This is a genomic window from Halomonas sp. 72 (assembly GCF_052379785.1).
GTDB classification, from domain to species: domain Bacteria; phylum Pseudomonadota; class Gammaproteobacteria; order Pseudomonadales; family Halomonadaceae; genus Vreelandella; species Vreelandella citrativorans.
In genome coordinates this window covers 59,509-76,555 of record NZ_JBQSYY010000004.1, presented here as the reverse complement: position 1 = coordinate 76,555, position 17,047 = coordinate 59,509, and the positions used below count along the sequence as shown (strand labels likewise).

At 56.9% G+C, this 17,047-nt stretch carries 18 protein-coding genes; 10 read left to right on the top strand and 8 right to left on the bottom strand.

What is annotated here, in order from left to right:
- Positions 1-2: 2 nt before the first annotated feature.
- The 3 genes from ACT3T6_RS05820 to ACT3T6_RS05810 all read right to left on the bottom strand — a co-directional run bounded on the left by ACT3T6_RS05820 (position 3) and on the right by ACT3T6_RS05810 (position 2,943).
- Positions 3-536, bottom strand: coding sequence for a DUF5943 domain-containing protein (locus ACT3T6_RS05820; protein WP_192526879.1), 534 nt, complete (start codon positions 534-536; stop codon positions 3-5).
- A gap of 96 nt (positions 537-632) precedes the next feature.
- Positions 633-1,610 carry a dipeptidase gene (locus ACT3T6_RS05815; RefSeq protein WP_193054053.1) on the bottom strand — a complete coding sequence of 326 codons (978 nt, stop codon included), beginning with the start codon at positions 1,608-1,610 and terminating at the stop codon, positions 633-635.
- A gap of 196 nt (positions 1,611-1,806) precedes the next feature.
- On the bottom strand, positions 1,807-2,943 hold the full coding sequence (locus tag ACT3T6_RS05810; RefSeq protein ID WP_193054052.1) for a GlxA family transcriptional regulator: 1,137 nt from the start codon (positions 2,941-2,943) through the stop codon (positions 1,807-1,809).
- A 344-nt stretch (positions 2,944-3,287) separates the two neighbouring features.
- On the opposite strand from ACT3T6_RS05810, the gene mscL reads away from it, so the two are divergent.
- Entirely contained in the window at positions 3,288-3,803 is a 516-nt protein-coding gene (mscL, locus tag ACT3T6_RS05805; RefSeq protein WP_193054051.1) for a large-conductance mechanosensitive channel protein MscL, read from the top strand.
- 78 nt (positions 3,804-3,881) lie between these two features.
- Here the strand turns inward: mscL and ACT3T6_RS05800 are convergent, their stop codons facing one another.
- From ACT3T6_RS05800 to hemC, 4 genes are read right to left on the bottom strand one after another with little or no spacing between them, the layout of a single operon-like run.
- A complete protein-coding gene (locus ACT3T6_RS05800) occupies positions 3,882-5,144 on the bottom strand; it encodes a heme biosynthesis HemY N-terminal domain-containing protein (RefSeq protein WP_193054050.1) in 1,263 nt (420 codons plus the stop codon).
- Positions 5,141-6,595 carry a uroporphyrinogen-III C-methyltransferase gene (locus tag ACT3T6_RS05795; protein ID WP_193054049.1) on the bottom strand — a complete coding sequence of 485 codons (1,455 nt, stop codon included), beginning with the start codon at positions 6,593-6,595 and terminating at the stop codon, positions 5,141-5,143. The genes ACT3T6_RS05800 and ACT3T6_RS05795 overlap by 4 nt, the downstream gene beginning before the upstream one ends.
- A 17-nt stretch (positions 6,596-6,612) precedes the next feature.
- On the bottom strand, positions 6,613-7,434 hold the full coding sequence (locus tag ACT3T6_RS05790; RefSeq protein WP_193054048.1) for a uroporphyrinogen-III synthase: 822 nt from the start codon (positions 7,432-7,434) through the stop codon (positions 6,613-6,615).
- Positions 7,431-8,375: a hydroxymethylbilane synthase gene (gene hemC / locus ACT3T6_RS05785; RefSeq protein WP_087110446.1), complete on the bottom strand. Its 945-nt coding sequence runs from the start codon at positions 8,373-8,375 to the stop codon at positions 7,431-7,433. Before hemC ends, ACT3T6_RS05790 begins: the two co-directional genes overlap by 4 nt.
- A gap of 294 nt (positions 8,376-8,669) precedes the next feature.
- Between hemC and argH the strand changes: the two genes are divergently transcribed.
- Genes argH through ACT3T6_RS05750 form a run of 7 tightly spaced genes read left to right on the top strand, consistent with a single transcriptional unit; the run spans position 8,670 to position 14,705 of the window.
- Positions 8,670-10,073 carry an argininosuccinate lyase gene (gene argH, locus ACT3T6_RS05780; protein ID WP_193054047.1) on the top strand — a complete coding sequence of 468 codons (1,404 nt, stop codon included), beginning with the start codon at positions 8,670-8,672 and terminating at the stop codon, positions 10,071-10,073.
- The gene (gene lptM, locus ACT3T6_RS05775; RefSeq protein WP_087110450.1) at positions 10,070-10,192 is read left to right on the top strand and encodes an LPS translocon maturation chaperone LptM; all 123 of its coding nucleotides are present in this window, start codon (positions 10,070-10,072) and stop codon (positions 10,190-10,192) included. Before argH ends, lptM begins: the two co-directional genes overlap by 4 nt.
- Positions 10,193-10,215: 23 nt before the next feature.
- Complete coding sequence (lysA, locus tag ACT3T6_RS05770; protein WP_193054046.1) at positions 10,216-11,487, top strand: diaminopimelate decarboxylase; 1,272 nt, start codon at positions 10,216-10,218, stop codon at positions 11,485-11,487.
- On the top strand, positions 11,487-12,320 hold the full coding sequence (gene dapF / locus ACT3T6_RS05765; RefSeq protein WP_193054045.1) for a diaminopimelate epimerase: 834 nt from the start codon (positions 11,487-11,489) through the stop codon (positions 12,318-12,320). Before lysA ends, dapF begins: the two co-directional genes overlap by 1 nt.
- A gap of 33 nt (positions 12,321-12,353) precedes the next feature.
- Entirely contained in the window at positions 12,354-13,064 is a 711-nt protein-coding gene (locus ACT3T6_RS05760; protein WP_087110456.1) for a DUF484 family protein, read from the top strand.
- Positions 13,057-13,968, top strand: coding sequence for a tyrosine recombinase XerC (locus ACT3T6_RS05755; protein ID WP_087110458.1), 912 nt, complete (start codon positions 13,057-13,059; stop codon positions 13,966-13,968). Before ACT3T6_RS05760 ends, ACT3T6_RS05755 begins: the two co-directional genes overlap by 8 nt.
- Positions 13,965-14,705: an HAD family hydrolase gene (locus ACT3T6_RS05750; RefSeq protein ID WP_087110461.1), complete on the top strand. Its 741-nt coding sequence runs from the start codon at positions 13,965-13,967 to the stop codon at positions 14,703-14,705. The genes ACT3T6_RS05755 and ACT3T6_RS05750 overlap by 4 nt, the downstream gene beginning before the upstream one ends.
- Here ACT3T6_RS05750 and yihA read toward each other — a convergent pair.
- On the bottom strand, positions 14,694-15,347 hold the full coding sequence (gene yihA, locus ACT3T6_RS05745) for a ribosome biogenesis GTP-binding protein YihA/YsxC (RefSeq protein ID WP_087110463.1): 654 nt from the start codon (positions 15,345-15,347) through the stop codon (positions 14,694-14,696). The two genes, ACT3T6_RS05750 and yihA, sit on opposite strands and share 12 nt — an antisense overlap.
- Before the next feature lie 338 nt (positions 15,348-15,685).
- On the opposite strand from yihA, the gene ACT3T6_RS05740 reads away from it, so the two are divergent.
- On the top strand, positions 15,686-16,315 hold the full coding sequence (locus ACT3T6_RS05740; RefSeq protein WP_407647901.1) for a c-type cytochrome: 630 nt from the start codon (positions 15,686-15,688) through the stop codon (positions 16,313-16,315).
- A gap of 97 nt (positions 16,316-16,412) precedes the next feature.
- Complete coding sequence (locus ACT3T6_RS05735; RefSeq protein WP_087110468.1) at positions 16,413-17,045, top strand: thiol:disulfide interchange protein DsbA/DsbL; 633 nt, start codon at positions 16,413-16,415, stop codon at positions 17,043-17,045.
- The last annotated feature ends 2 nt before the right edge of the window (positions 17,046-17,047 follow it).

Below are 17,047 nucleotides of genomic sequence, written 5' to 3'. Positions count from 1 at the left end.
CCTCAGTTCTTGGGCGTGACAACAAACAGGCCGTACTCACAGCCCTTTTCGGCGCCGCTTTGGGTCTGTTCGGCAACCGTGCGCAGCGAGCTTCCACGCGCACTCAGAATCTGGTCCATGGCACCGGCAAACCAGCCGGTGAACATGTACTCGATTTTACGGTCCACTTTGCCCATCTGATACACGAAGGCGCTGTGTTCAAGGCGCACGCGGGCCGTGCCTGCATTCAGGTCAATCTCTTCAGTCACGAAGATGCCCCAGCCGCGCTGCGAAAGACGCTTCATGTAGTGCTCGAACACGTCCACGCCTTCCATACCGTGGAGTTCGGCCTCTTTTTCACACCAGTGCCAAGCGCTTTTATAGCCCGCTTGGTAGAGGATGTCGGCGTATTTTTCAGCACCCAGGGCCTCTTCAATGGCGACGTGGTTGTTGACGAAGAAGTGGCGCGGGACATACAGCATCGGCAGCGCGTCGGTTGTCCAGATACCGGTTTCGCTGTCGACGTCAATCGGGAGCTCGGGGGCGGTTTTGGTCACGGTTGTATTCCTTACACTTATATTTATTCAAAAGACATTGAGTTATTCAGTGGCTTCCAGGATCTCGTCGAACGGCAGTACAGGCTGTGCATGTACTTATTCGCCCCACACATCCTTCAAGGTTCTAACCCAGTTCTCGCCCATGATTTTTCTGACCTGAGATTCGCTCAGGCCGCGCTTGAGAAGCGCCTCTGTCAAGTTGGGGAATTCGCCGATAGTACGGATACCTTCGGGATTAATGATCTTGCCGAAGCTGGTCAGGCGGCGGGCATAGCCCTTGTCGTGGGTCAGCCACTCAAAGAAGTTCTGGTCATGGCCTTGGGTGAAATCGGTGCCGATACCGATGGCGTCTTCACCCACGATGTTCATGATGTACTCAATCGCTTCGCAGTAATCGTCGATGGTCGAATCAACGCCCTTCTTGAGGAACGGGGTGAACATTGTGACGCCGACAAAGCCGCCGTGGTCGGCGATGAACTTGAGCTCTGCATCCGACTTGTTGCGCGGGTGTTCCTTGAGTCCGGAGGGCAGGCAGTGGGAGTAGCACACCGGCTTTTTGGACTCAAGAATGACTTCTTCAGAGGTCTTGGCGCCTACGTGGGAAAGATCGCACAGCATACCCACACGGTTCATTTCGGCAACGATCTCGCGGCCAAAGCCGGACAGCCCGCCGTCACGCTCGTAGCAGCCAGTACCGACCAGGTTTTGGGTGTTGTAGCACATCTGCACAATGCCTACGCCGAGCTGTTTGAAGATCTCGACATAGCCGATCTGATCTTCAAAGGCGTGCGCATTCTGGAAACCAAAGATGATTCCGGTCTTGCCCTCTTCCTTGGCGCGCATGATGTCGGCGGTGGTACGCACCGGGCGAACCAGGTCGCTGCACTCTTCCATCAGTTTGTTGGAGGCGACAATATTGTCCACCGTTGCCTTGAACCCCTCCCAAACCGAGACAGTGCAGTTGGCTGCCGTCAGGCCGCCACGGCGCATGTCTTCCAGCAGTTCGCGATTCCATTTGGCAATGATTAGGCCGTCAATGATGATGGCGTCCTGGTGTAATTCGGCAGGGTTCATAACGTGGCTCCTGAATTGTTTATGTAGGGAGCATAGCGCTGAGGTGGTGCCTATCTGCTCTTGGAAACGACGATGGAAATTCCAAAAGCGTCATCATGAGAAATGCAGGCGCAGGAAGCCTGGTGAATAAACAGAAAACACGGTACAAAAAAAGAGCCGCCTTGCGGCAGCTCTAGTTCAGCGGTGGTACACCCGTTTAGCCAAGAGGAACGCTGGCAAAGGTGGGTTCGCCCTGGGCATAGGCCAGAGCCAGCAGCGCGCTTGATGCCGGCTCGTTGCTGACAGGTTCTGCTCCCCAGCGCTTCAGCAGCGGAGGAATCTTTTCCGGCGCTTTTTGGCGTGTATGGATGCCCAAGCGCTCATCGCGTGGCGGAATACCAAAACATTCTCGATAGCACTTGGAAAAATGCGGGGTAGAAACAAAGCCACATACCGAGGCAATCTCAATGATCGAGAGAGGCGTTTGCTTGAGCAGTTGGCGCGCCCTGACTAGGCGCAGCTTTAGGTAATACCTGGAAGGCGAACAGTGTAAGTAACGCTGGAACAGTCGCTCCAGCTGGCGGCGGGAAACATCGACATAGCTTGCCAGCTCATCAAGCTCAAGCGGCTCTTCAAGGTTGGATTCCATCAACGCGACGATTTCCAGCAACTTGGGCTGCGTCGTACCCAGCACGTGTTTTAACGGCACGCGCTGCTGATCCTGCTCGTTGCGCATACGCTCATAGACGAACATTTCGGAAATACCGGCGGAAAGCTCCTTGCCGTGATCGTGAGTGATCAGGTTGAGCATCATATCCAGCGGCGCCGTGCCGCCCGAGGCAGTGAAACGGTCACGGTCAATGGAAAACAGCCGCGTCGTCAGGACGATTTTCGGAAAGGCTTCCTGAAGAGAGGCCAGGCACTCCCAATGAATGCTGATTTCATAATGATCCAGTAAACCCGCCTGACCCAGCGCCCAGCTACCGGTACAGATAGCACCCAAGCGTCGCAGCTGGCGCGACTGAGCCTGTAGCCATTGAATATGCTCGCGGCTAACGCTGTGCTGAGGAGCGACCCCGCCACATACGACTACCCAATCAAGTGAGAGCGGCGCATGGATAGAGGCGTCCGGCGTCACATTAAGGCCGTCGCTGGCGCGCACCGGTGCACCGTCCTGAGTCAAGGTATACCAGCGGTAAAGCTCTCGCCCCGCCAACTGGTTTGCCATACGCAGTGGTTCAATCGCTGACGCCAGCGAAATGAGGGTGAAGTTGTCCAGCAGCAGAAAACCGAGCGTTTGCGGTATGTGCGAGTGACCTACTGGCATGGTTTTTTGGGATTGATCGGTGGTCATGGTCTTTACCTCTATCACCTAACATCATTGATGTTCTTTTTATTATCGTTCTATGTCGCTGGTGTCTTGTTGTGAGCCCCTGCGCTAGATACGTGCTGCTTGCCTGCATATTGGCACGAATGACGCTTATACTGACAAAGCAATCTGAAAGGCAACTCAACGGGTGTCGCAAATAGAATGCTTGAGGTCGTTTTAAAGGCGGTAAATACCGATACTAAGCGGGTGTCAGTGATTAGCGAAACGTTTTTTCAACACTCAGCGTCGTTTTAATAAGTCATTGAACCCAAAGGCTTTGCACACAAAAACGCTATAAGCTCATAATCTGAATGCGTAAGGAGGCATCAATGGCCAGGTTTTTCAAGGAGTTCCGCGAGTTTGCCGTTAAAGGCAATGTGGTAGACATGGCGGTGGGCATCATTATCGGCGGCGCGTTTACACTGATTGTGCAAAGCCTGGTAAAAGATGTCATGAATCCGGTGATCGGCCTGTTGGTCGGCGGTATCGATTTCTCTAACTTGTTTGTCGTGCTCCGAGAGGGAGCAACGTCAGCATCGTACCCCACACTTGCGGCGGCTCAGGCAGATGGTGCGGTGACCCTCAACCTTGGCCTGTTTATCAATGCGGTCGTCAGTTTTACGATTGTTGCCTTTGTGGTCTTCATGCTGGTGAGAACCATCAACCGCTTAAAGCGTGAAGAGGTAGAGGCGCCCAAAAGTCCGGTCGAAAAACCCTGCCCCTACTGCTTTATGACGGTGCCTATCAAAGCGACCCGCTGCGGACACTGTACGTCAGAGCTGCCCGTACCCACGCAAGCTGAAGAGCAGTCTCTAAAGGCGGCAACGCCTCCACCGCAGGCGTGACGGGAAACGCTATTCAGGACGGATCAACGGCATAAAAAAGGGGCGCCTCGTAGGACGCCCCTTTTTTCGTAGTGTACCTTAAGCGCGTTTTTTGGTCGCTTGCGTATCCGATTTTTGGCTGTCGCTGGCATCGCTGGGCTGGGGGAGCGAAGGCAGTGACTGCGCTAGCATTTCTACGCTGTGACGGTAGTAAAGCTGGCTTTTATTGTGTTCGCCAAGGCTTGCGTAGAGACGCGCAAGCTCGGCGCACACCTCTCCATTGGGACGCTGGCGCTGGCTGGCCTCAAAGTACTCCAGAGCTTTTTCCCACTTACCGGTACGCAGGGAGAGGCGGCCACAGGTTAGCAGTAGCTCGGGGTCATTGGGGCGCTCTTGCAGCCACTTTTCAGCTTTTGTCAGTTGGCGCGCCGCATGCACGTTAAGCAGGCCATAACGCTTCACCAACCGGGCATCCCAGTGATGATCCAGCGAGTGGTTTAGCAGACGCTCGGCGATGCTCTCTTCGTTCGACTGGACCAGCGCATCGGTATACAGCACGACCAGTTCGGTGTTGCCGCGCAGGTACTCGGGCATGTCTGCCCAGAGGCCGCGAACACGCTCGATATTACCGGGATTTTTAGCTTCAAACAGAATCAGCTCACGGTACGCCTTGAATTCAAGCTGCTCGCGCTCCTGCTGGGCAATCAGCTTTTGGGCAGCCAGGCGTGGCAGCAGCCAGCGCAAGCCCTCCCAGTCGTTGACGCTCAGGTGTACCTGCTTGAGCAGTTTCAGTACCTGCGGGTGGTCGCTTAGTTTTCTGTCCAGGCGATTCAGAATTGCCAGCGCCTCTTCAGGCTGCTGTCGATCAATCATCAGCTGCGCCTGCATCAAGCCAATGGCCGTGTCGGCGCCTTCGGTGGTGAGCTGGGCCTGGTTCAGGTGCTCTTGAGATTTAGTGTGGTTACCCTGGTAATGTGCTGCCAGGGCGGCCGACAGGTAGTTAACTAGCGGCGTGCTGGAGTCATTGGCGGCGTGGACCAGGGTTTTTTCGGCTTTTTTCCAGCGGCCTTCCGTCAAGGCGACCAAACCACGCACGGTACGCTTCATGGCACGGCGATTACGCGCACGGCTGTTCCAGGTACGGAAACGGCCCACAGGACGAAGGATGCCGGTCAGCAGCCGCAGTGCAAAATGCACCACAATAAATGCGGCCAGCAGCAGAATCAGGCCAAACCAGAACGAGGTCTGGACCGAGGTTTCACCTACCCGAATTAACCAATAACCAGGTACTGACATCATCAGGTGCCCAAACAGGGCACCGACGGCTAGGCCCGCGACCAGCAGGAGAATAAGTTTTCTCATGCATCACCTCCCTCTTCGCCATTTTGCTGGCGCGTCCTGAAGCGGTTTTCAATAAAGTGGGTCATGGCCTGCTGGGAGGCGCTGATATCCGGCAGTTCGGGCTCAATATCCGCTTGCTTAAGCTCCTGAAGGCTTGAGATCACGCTTTGCGTGGCCTCGCTGTCCAGGTCGTAGTAGCCGTTAAGTAATTCCAGCGCTTTATCGATACTGGCTTCATACAGCGGCTGCTCCTCTTTCAACAGGGCAAGCTGGGCCTGCTCAAGAATCAAGCGCAGGCTTTGGCGCAGGTACGACTCTTGCTCGGGAGTGACCAGCATTTCCATCGGTTCGTCGTGATGACGAATCACGACCAGGTCTTTAAGCTCTTCACCAAAACGTGCCAGTTGACGCTGGAAGTTGCCGGTAGGCGGCTGCTCAATGCCGGAGGTGACGGCGCTTTCTTCCACTTCCTGCGAAAGACGCAGGCTGGAAACGCGTTCTTGCAGCGCATTAAGCGCTAGATAGAGTCCCGTACGATCCACACGCGGCACGCCATCCAGTTCGGCAAGCTCGTTAGCAATATCACGACGCACGGCGGTTAGCGCTGGGTTGTCAGCATCCGCCAGGCGGGCGTCGGCGGTACGCAGCAGCGCAGCAGCACCGTCAACATCGCCTTCAAGCTGGAGGCGCTGATTTGCCAGGCGCAGCAGATAGGCCGCTTCTGCATGTAGCCAATCGCGGTCGTCGGTGTCTTGCGTCTGGGAAAGCTGGTTCAGCACGTCATCCAGCGTGCTGTTGACGTCGCTGCGGTAGCTATCAAGCTCGCTGCGTAACTCTTCCAGCGTGCCATCAAGGGCCTGGGTACGTTCGCGTTCGCTGCTTTCAATGCGTGATTCAAGCTCGCTCACGGATTGCTGCGTCGCGCTGCTGTCAGTCTGTTGGCTTAACGCATTGATGCGCTGTTGCTGGCTATTAAGGCGTTGCCAGCCTTGCCAGGCCACCACAATAAGCGCCACGCCCAGCACCAGTACCAACACCAAGGCTAACAGGCCGCCTTTGCGGCCTTTATACTGCTCACCTCCACTTGGGGGAGGCGGCGTTGTGCCTTTTCCACCGTTACCGGAGGGGCGATTGGGCGTTGCCGTATTGCCATCGGGCTCTTTTTTAGCCGTGGCAGGTTCTGTAACGCTGGCTGTCGGTTTTTCGCTGTTAGGCGTCGTACTGGGAGGGGGGGCGGTGGCAGAGGCCGCGTCAGGTTTGCCGCTGTTTTTGCCACGCCGACGAGAGCTAGCATTTTTAGGCGCGTTGCTTGATGGTTCGGCAGCCGAGCTTGCGGGTGGGCTGCTTTCAACCGCGCTTGATGGCGAGGGAGTTGAGGTAGACGCGGCAGTTTCGCCCGGCGTGGCGCTTTTTTGAGGCGCGTCGGCGGACGCTTTTTGTACGTCTTCCTGGTCGTTTGGTTGTTTGCTCATCTGTCGCTAGCCCTTAATTAAGTTCCTTGATCGACATCGGCACCCATAGGATTACAGGACCTGCCCAACGCAGCTGCAAGGGCAGCTGGCGTTGCTCCCGACGCCACCTTGAGGTCACAAAAACCCAGTGTACCGGCCAGTGTAGCTAAACGCTGACTGGAAACGATTAGCGGTTGGTTCAACGCTGTTTGATCACACCATTTTGCCAGATGTTCGAGCAGTTCGCTGCTGGTGACGATGAGTGCTCGAAAATCTCCCGTAGCAAGGCGGGCCTGGAGTGAGGCCGAAGGCGGATGAAAAATGCGCCGATACACAGCGACCCGGGTCATCTGAGCACCGCGTTCTGTCAGCGTCTCGGCCAGTAGCGTTCGGCCACCTTCTCCCGCCACCAGTAATATCCGCTGATGTGCGACATTCTTCAGTGAGGCGAGCGCTAAAAGTGCCTCGCTGGTGTTATCGCCGCGCTCATTTCCAGCCTTTTGTTGGTCAGCACCGGGTCTGTCAGCCGCTGCTGATGGGATGCGTACCCGTACGCCCAACTGGTCAAACAGTGCCTCTGCCGTAGCGCTCCCCACGCCATAATAAGCAATGCCAGTGGGTAGCTGTGGCCAGTAGCGATCCAGCGCGTTACCTAAACACAGGGCCGCGAAGGGGCTAACCACTATTACCTTGTCGTACTGGTCAATATCCAGCCAGACGCGGCGCATCAGCGGGTCCTCTGGTAGCGCTTGAAGGCTCATCACCGCCATTGGCTCTACCCAGGCGCCCGTTGCGCGCAGCGTATTGGCAAGCACTTCACCGCGCTTGCCAGGTCGGCAGATCAGCACTGGCTGTGTCATACGTGGTTGCCGTAGACCTCGGCCAAAATATCGCCTGCACCCTGGTCAAGCAGCTCTTCGGCAATGCGAATGCCCAGTGCTTCAGGCTCGTACATTGAGCCGCGGCCTTCAGCACGCAATACTTCGGTGCCCTCAGGATTGCCCACCAGCCCGCGCAGCCACAGCGTCTCATTGGCCTTGTCGAGCACCGCGAAACCGGCAATCGGTACTTGGCAGCCGCCTTCCAGGCGCGTATTCATGGCGCGTTCTGCACGTACGCGGGTGGCGGTGTCCGGGTCATCCAGCGGAGCCAGCAGGCCGATCAGTTCCGGGTCATGCAGGCGGCACTCAATGCCCAGCGCGCCTTGGCCGCAGGCGGGCAGGCACACTTCTGGCGGCAGTGCCTGGGCAATACGCTCTTCAAGGCCCAAGCGTTTTAAGCCAGAGGTCGCCAGGATAATGGCATCGAATTCACCATCGTCTAGTTTGGCCAGCCGGGTTTGCACGTTGCCGCGCAGGCTGAGAATTTGCAGGTCAGGGCGAGCTTCACGAAGTTGGAGCCCGCGACGCAGGCTGGCGGTGCCTATTTTGGCCCCTTCAGGCAATTCATCGATGCTTTTATAATGGTTGGATACAAACGCATCGGTAGGGTCTGAGCCCTCTAAAATAACCGAAAGCCCTAAGCCTTCGGGGAAAAGCATGGGGACATCCTTCATCGAGTGGACGGCAATATCCGCGCGGCCATCCAGCATGGCGTCTTCCAGCTCTTTAACAAATAGCCCCTTGCCGCCAATTTTAGACAGAGGGGTGTCGAGAATTTTGTCGCCTTTAGTAGAGAGCGCGACCAGCTCAACCTCAAGGCCCTCATGGGCAGCCATCAAGCGGTCACGGACGTGCTCGGCTTGCCACATGGCCAACTGACTTTTCCGCGTAGCAATACGCAGTTTGGTGATGGATGACACGTTATTCTCCCTTTGCCGCTGACGCGGCGCGTCAAGCTATGATGTGTCTCATCATAAAGCACCCGGGCGCACAGTAAAAATAACTGGCTGTTTTTAAGAAGCTGTTTTAAGCCACTGTCTTCAAAAGCTGTCTCCAAGAGCAGTCTTAAAGAATTGCCTTAAAGATAAGTGCTCGGCGGGCCAAACGCCATTACTCTGCAAATGTAGGCGGCCCGAACTCAAGCCATAAGCGCAATGACTCTGTTACACTTTCCGCCATCGACTCTTTTGTTTTGTCAGCAGGATATACCTCCGATGAGCCAAGCTACGAATCAGTCCTGGGGCGGTCGCTTCAGCGAGCCTACCGATGCCTTTGTGGCGCGTTTTACCGCGTCTGTCACCTTTGACCAGCGCCTTGCGCGCCAGGATATTCAGGGCTCTATTGCCCACGCCACCATGCTTAGCCGCGTAGGCGTGCTGACCGACGAAGAACGCGACGCGATTATTAACGGTTTGACCGAAATTCAAGGTGAAATCGAGCGCGGCGAATTTAACTGGTCGGTGCCGCTTGAAGACGTCCACATGAATATCGAAGCACGCCTGACCGACAAGATCGGTATCACTGGCAAGAAGCTTCACACCGGTCGTTCGCGTAATGATCAGGTAGCGACCGACATCCGCCTGTTTATGCGCGACGAGATTGACGTCATTGAGGTGGAATTAAAGCGCCTGCGCGAAGGCATGATCGAGCTTGCCGACCGCGAAGCCGATACCATCATGCCCGGCTTTACCCACCTGCAAACCGCCCAGCCGGTCACCTTTGGTCATCATCTGCTGGCCTGGCAGGAAATGCTCGCCCGTGACCATGAGCGCCTGCTGGATTGCCGTAAACGCGTTAACGTACTGCCGCTGGGCGCCGCTGCGCTGGCGGGTACTACGTACCCGATTGACCGCCACGTCACCGCTGAGCTGCTGGGCTTTGAGCGTCCGGCAGAGAACTCGCTGGATGCCGTATCGGATCGCGACTTCGCGATTGAATTCACCAGCTTTGCCAGCATCTTGATGATGCACCTGTCGCGCATGAGCGAAGAACTGGTGCTGTGGACCAGCGCCCAGTTTGACTTTATCGACCTGCCTGACCGCTTCTGCACCGGCTCTTCCATTATGCCGCAGAAGAAAAACCCTGACGTACCGGAGCTGGTACGCGGTAAAACAGGCCGCGTATATGGTCATTTGATGGGCCTGCTGACGCTGATGAAGTCGCAGCCGCTGGCCTACAACAAGGATAATCAGGAAGATAAAGAGCCGCTGTTTGACGCGGTGGATACGGTGCGCGACTGCTTGAAAGCGTTCGCGGATATGGTGCCTGCCATTGAGCCGAAAAAAGACAGCATGTATGAAGCGGCGCGGCGTGGGTTCTCTACCGCCACCGACCTTGCCGACTATCTGGTCCGTAAAGGCGTTGCCTTCCGCGATGCCCATGAAATCGTCGGCCAGTCGGTTGCTTACGGCCTGAAAACCCAAAAAGATCTCTCGGAAATGAGTCTGGAAGAGCTTCAACAGTTCTCCTCTATCATCGAGCAGGATGTTTTTGACGTACTGACGCTGGAAGGCTCGGTGGCCGCGCGTAATCACATTGGCGGGACGGCGCCCAATCAGGTGCGTGCCGCAGCACAGCGTGCCCGCGAGGCGCTCTCGTTACTGCAGGGTCAGGCATGAAAACATTAGCGCTTATCGCGATCATCGCTTTATTCGTCGCGGGTTGCGGTCAGAAGGGACCGCTCTACCTGCCCGACGATAACTCACCCGATAACGGTGTGGCCGAACAGGCTGGGTAAGCGGCTGCAGGAGAGACGACATTATGGATCATTTTAACTACCGCGACGGCGTGCTTTACGCCGAAGATGTGCCGCTTTCGCAGATTGCCGCAGAGCACGGCACGCCCTGTTACGTTTATTCCAAGGCAACATTTGAGCGCCACTTTCGCGCTTACACCGAAGCGCTTGGCGGTCACCCGCATTTGATCTGCTACGCCGTTAAAGCCAACTCTAACCTGGCGGTGCTGGGCCTGCTTGCAAGGCTAGGCGCCGGGTTTGATATTGTCTCCATTGGTGAGCTTGAGCGCGTGCTGGCAGCCGGAGGAGACCCTGAAAAAGTGGTGTTCTCAGGTGTTGCCAAGCAGCCCCACGAAATGGCCCGTGCGCTTGAAGTCGGCATCAAGTGCTTCAACGTTGAATCTCGCCCTGAGCTGGAGCGCTTAAACGCTGTAGCGGGGGAACTGGGTAACGTTGCCCCGGTTTCGCTGCGCGTTAATCCGGACGTGGACGCGGGCACTCATCCGTATATTTCCACCGGGCTCAAGGACAACAAGTTTGGCATCGCGGTCGATGACGCGCTTGAGGTTTACGAGCTGGCGGCCAGCCTGCCGAATCTTGAGGTGAAGGGGCTGGATTGCCATATTGGTTCGCAGTTGACCGAAACCGCTCCGTTTTTGGACGCGCTGGATCGACTATTGATGCTGATGGAGCGCCTGCGCGAACGGGGTATCGAGATTGATCATTTGGATCTAGGCGGCGGTTTGGGCGTGCCTTACCGGGATGAAACGCCCCCGCAGCCGTTTGATTACGCAAGCCAGCTGTTGGCTCGCCTGTCGCGCTGGGAAGGCGGCGAAAATCTGACGCTGCTGTTTGAACCAGGCCGCTCTATTGCCGCCAATGCAGGCGTCATGCTGACGCGGGTTGAATTCCTGAAGCCCGGCGAAACCAAGAACTTCGCCATTGTTGATGCGGCCATGAACGACCTGATTCGCCCGGCGCTGTATCAGGCGTGGCAGGCTATCGTGCCGGTGGACACTCGTGAAACTCGCCCAAGTGCGGTGTATGACGTGGTCGGCCCGGTGTGCGAAACCGGCGACTTTCTGGGTAAAGAGCGTGAGCTTGCGATTGCCGAAGGCGATCTTCTGGCGGTGCGTTCAGCAGGTGCTTACGGCTTTGTTATGGCGTCCAACTACAACAGCCGTCCGCGTCCGGCCGAGCTAATGGTCGATGGCGATACGTGCCACGTGGTACGGCGCCGTGAAACGGTCGAAAGCCTTTGGGCGGGCGAAGCGCTGCTGCCTGAAGGAGCGCGCTAATGCTTCTGCATTTCACCAAAATGCACGGCCTGGGCAACGACTTTATGGTCGTTGACCTGGTAACCCAGCGTGCCCGGCTGCGTGAGGAGCATATCCAACAGCTGGCTGATCGTCGCTTTGGGATTGGTTTTGATCAGTTGCTGGTGGTTGAGCCGCCCCGCAACCCCGAGATGGACTTCCGCTACCGTATTTTCAATGCCGACGGAAGTGAAGTGGAGAACTGTGGCAACGGCGCTCGCTGCTTTGCGCGCTTTGTGCGCGACCAGCGCTTGACCCACAAACATGAGATTCACGTAGAAACAGCCGGTGGCCCGCTGGTTTTGCACGTACAGCACGATGGCCTTGTGCGTGTCGATATGGGGCGGCCGCGCTTTAGCCCGGCAGCACTGCCCTTTGAAGCCCCAGGCGACCAACCATTACACGAACTTGAGGTCGACGGTGAAACGCTTCACATTGGTGTGGTATCCATGGGTAATCCCCACGCGGTATTGCAGGTGGAAAGCGTTGAGCGCGCCCAGGTTGAGCGTTTTGGGCCGTTGATGGAAGCGCACCCTCGCTTCCCCAAGCGTGTTAACGTGGGCTTTATGCAGGTTCTTTCGGCTAACCAGATTCGTCTGCGGGTATTTGAGCGGGGCAGTGGCGAAACGCTTGCTTGTGGTACCGGTGCGTGCGCCGCTGTTGCTAGCGGAATCCGCCAGGGCATCCTGAAAAGCCCGGTGAGCGTTCACCTGCCCGGCGGCGAGCTGACGATCGAGTGGCCCGACCCGGAAGCGTCGCTGATCATGGTCGGCCCGGCTACACGCGTTTTTGATGGTCGCGTAGCACTTAATTGATAGTGACGCGTAACGGATACAAGGAGAACGGTGATGTCTCAAGCCCCTGAACCGCGCAAGACGCTCGATCCAGACCAGGTAGCATTTTGGCTTGCCCGGCATCCCGATTTTTTTGTAGGCCGTGAAGGGTTGTTGCAGCAGCTTAAAGTGCCGCACCCGCATATTGATGGTGCGGTATCGCTGCTTGAGAGGCTGGTGCTGGACTTGCGTCAGCGGGCGGAGAAGGCCGAAGATCGCCTGGAGCACTTACTGGAAACTGCTCGGCACAACGAAGCTCAGTATCGGCGCCTACGGGAAACCCTGATGGCGCTGGTCGAAGCGGATAGCCGTGACGCCTTAGCGCAAGCTCTGGCGACTCAGCTTAACGAGCGATTTGATACGCCCGCGATGGCACTTTGGTGCCCGGCGTCGTTAAGCGATAGCGAACCCACCATGCCCCAGCCTCCGCGCCATGTGCTGGACCAGCACGCCAGTACACGTTTGGCCGCGTTACTGGACGGTAAAACCAGCCGCTGTGCCAAGTTAAGCGTTAGCGATTGGAAGTGCCTATTGCCGCATACTAAAGCGCCACGTAAAGCGGGCTCCTGCGCTATCTCGCGCCTCTCGGCGGGCGAGTCGCTGGGATACCTGCTACTGGCAAGCCCCAACCCTGACTGCTATCGCGCCAGCATGGATACGCTGTTTACCGAGTATCTTGGGGATATCGTGGCACGGCTTTTAATTCGCTTGGAAACGTATGGCTGAGTCGCTTCTTGCCGCAGCGGTGGCACGCTATATCGGCGCGCTAGGCCAACATGCAAGCCCGGCAACCGTCGCCGCCTATCAGCAGGATTTAAGCGCCCTGTGCCGGTTTGCCGAGCAGCGCGAAATACAGGACCCAGCGCTGCTGGATACGGCGCTGCTGCGCACTTTTCTAGGCACAGAGCGCAGCCGCGGGCTTGGCGCACGCAGCCTTGCACGGCGCCGAGCGGCACTTTCGCGCTTTGCCGATGACCTGGTCAAGCAGGGGATTCTTGCCGATAACCCGGTCGCGCTACTGCGCACGCCTAAGCAACCCAGCCACCTGCCGCGCCCGGTCGATGTGGATGCATTGGCCCATTTTCTGGATAGCCCGCATGATGGTTCGCCCCTGGCCGTACGCGACCAGGCCATGTTGGAGCTTTTTTACTCCAGTGGTTTGCGCCTGGCAGAACTTGCCGCGCTGGACCTTCACGATCTGCAGACCAGCCGCGTACGTGTGATAGGCAAAGGCAGTAAACCACGCCAGGTGCCTGTCGGGCAGCGCGCCCAGCACACCCTGGCGGAGTGGATTGCCTGCCGGGCAACTATGGCACCTGAGGGTGAAACGGCGCTTTTTGTGGGCCAGCGTGGGGCGCGGCTGGGGCATCGAGCCATTCAAAAACGTCTTGCCCAACTCTCTGTTAGCCGGGGCTTGCCCGAGCACTTGCATCCTCACCGCTTGCGTCACTCGTTTGCCAGCCATTTGCTTGAATCAAGCCAGGATCTGCGTGCGGTTCAGGAGCTGTTAGGCCACGCAAACCTCTCCACCACCCAAGTATATACTCGGCTCGACTGGCAGCATTTGGCGACCAGCTATGACGCCGCCCACCCACGCGCCAAGCGCCGCCCTTCTGGAAACACACCATGACCGCACTAGCAGCTATCACGTTTGATTTAGACGATACGCTTTGGGATAACCAGGGCGTGATGCTACGCACGGAGGAGGGGCATTACGGCTGGTTACTTGAGGCGCTGAGTATCTGGCGCGCAACGCGTCAAGAGGCGCCGCTGTCGCTGGATTATGAGGCGGGCGTGGAGGACTATTTACAGCGCCGCCAGCAGTTCGCTAAAGATGTGCCCGAGCGGCGCGGCGACTTTACCTGGCTACGCCTGCGCGCTCTGGAGGCGCAGTTGGAAGCCGAGGGCCTGCCCCGGAGTGCGGCCATTTTGTGGGCGGCAGCGGCCATGAACGAGTTTCATCGCCTGCGTATCCAGGTTTCTCCGCATCCGGAAGCGGCGGGCCTGCTTTCCGCGTTAGGCGAGCGCTACCAGCTGGCGGCCATTACCAACGGCAATATTCATTTAAAGCGTCAGCCGTTGGCGGCGTATTTTCCGGTGGCGATTGCTGCAGGCGAGCTTCTGGCGCCCAAGCCGGAACACACGCCCTTTCTAACGGCGCTTTCAAGGCTTAATGTCACGCCCGAGTGCGCGATGCACGTCGGCGACTCGTGGGAAGAGGATATTTTACCGGCTCAGCAACTGGGCATGCACGCGGTGTGGGTCTCAAGCGACCAGAGCCAGGCGCTGCCGCCCAGGGTACACCGCATCGCACATATTAAAGAGCTGCCGGGTATATTGGATAAGCTGGACGGTTCAGTGGCCTGAGGTGTCTTCCGGTGGCGTATGCAACCACTGGTCAAGCTTTTGCGAAAGTGTATCGACGCCCTGGCGCTTGAGCGATGAGAAAAGCTGAACTGACACCAGGTCTTCCCACTCTTTTAAGCGAGAACGGACTTTTTGCAGCGAGGCACTTGCCGGGCCTTTTTTCAGCTTGTCGGCCTTGGTTAGCAGGATATGTACCGGCATATTGCGCTGGTCGGCGAAGCTCAGCATCATCTGGTCAAACTCGCTCAGCGGGTGGCGAACGTCCATCAGCAGCACCAGCCCGCGCAGGCTAAACCGGCCCCGCAGGTAGTCAGACAAATGCTGCTGCCACTCGATTTTGACGGCTTCTGGCACTTTCGCATAACCGTAGCCTGGAAGGTCAACCAGACGCCGCGCCTCGTCGTTCATGACGCTGAAAAAGTTGATCAGCTGCGTGCGCCCTGGCGTGCGCGAAGTGCGGGCGAGGCCGTTCTGTTGCGTGAGCGCGTTGATAGCGCTCGATTTGCCCGCGTTAGAGCGTCCTGCAAACGCCACTTCCGCACCCGTATCGTCAGGGCAGGTAGCCAGTGTTGGGGCGCTGATAACAAATTTGGCGGTAGGGTAGTTCAACCGAGCGACGGGGCTATCTTGAGGGGTGGACATGGAATGAATCCTGAAAATCGAACCTATAAAACAGTCTGCGTTAACCACGCGTATAATGACATGGCACGCCGCACTGCGACGAATTACCCCGTCAGTCAGGTCAAGCATTGTGCTAAAAAGCGGTGATACCTGTGACCTGGGGCGTTAGTGTACCACTGGGCTTAAGCCAACAGCGACTAATCGGTAGGTTGAGCACCCTATTTGACATGCCAGATAGCGCCCACCGTTATGAATAGCGTAGCCCTTGAATCGCATAGTGAGTCGTTATTAGAACCGTCCTTAGAGTCATCATGAGCGTCGTTATGAACGTCTTTACGAAAATCTTTACGAACATCTGTGTGAAAGCAGCGCTGGCAAGCTTGGCGGCTGCTTTAAGTGCCCCCGTTATCGTTTCTGCGCAGCCTGCTGACCCGCAAGCAACGGATATCACCGCCGGTCAACAGCGCGCGCAAACGTGTGCGGCTTGTCATGGGCAAACGGGCATCAGTCCGGCCAGTGCATTTCCGCATTTAGCGGGGCAGCAAGCCTCTTACCTGGCCAAACAGATTAGAGATATTCGTGATGGCGAGCGGGTGGTTGTGCAAATGACAGGCATGGTTGACGACTTTTCTGACCAGGATGCGTGGAACGTTGCCGCCTATTATGCAGCCCAGGAGGCTAATCTGGGCCATGCCAATGCGGAAGACGAGGCGCTATTGGCACGCGGAGAAGAGATTTATCGTGCAGGGGTGCGCTCGCGTGGTGTGCCTGCCTGCAGCGCATGCCATACGCCCACGGGTGGCGGTGTTGGCAGCGCCGTTTACCCGGCGATTGCTGGTCAGTACCCCGCCTATACGATGACGGCGTTACACGCGTTTGCTAGCGGTGAACGAACGAACGACCCAAGCGGTAGCATGCACGATATTGCGACTCGGCTAAGCGAGGAGGATATGCAGGCCGTGGCTAACTACCTCTTTGGTTTACACTAAGTGGTATCCTGAAAATGAATGCTCTTTCCTATCGGTGAGGGAACCTGATAGCGTTAGAGATAGTCCTATCTTCGCTTATCCCTTGGAGAATTGTCGCATGTTCAAAACGTTATTGGTTGCCCTGACCGGTTTAGGCCTTTCAGCATCTGTCAGCGCTCAGGAATTGGTAGAAGGTAAAGACTATACGCTGCTTGATTCACCGGTCGCGACTCAGGTCGATGAGGATCACATCGAAGTGACCGAAGTGTTCTGGTTCGGCTGCCCTCACTGCAACCGCCTTCAAGCACCCATCACTGAATGGTACGAAACACTAGATGATGACGTAAGTATTGTGCATATGCCCGCTGTCATGGGCGGAAACTCCAATGTTCACGCGACGGCTTTTTATGCTGCCGAGTCGCTAGGCATTGAAGACGATTTGCATGCTGATTTCTTTACGGCGATTCACCAGGATGACCGCGCGTTAACGGATGCGGACGATATTGCCGACTTTTTTGCCGATTATGGTGTCAGTGAAGAAGATGCCAAAAAATCCTTAACTTCGTTTGGCGTACGCAGCGAAGTTAACAACGCCCACGGTCGTATTCGTGAAATGCGCTTGATGGGTGTGCCCGCGCTGGTGGTTGATGGCCGTTACGTTATTACCCCCAGCACCGCAGGCAGCCTTGAGAATATGCCGCAAGTGGCAGAAGCACTCATCGAGCGCGTGCGTACTGAGCGCGCGCAGTAAGG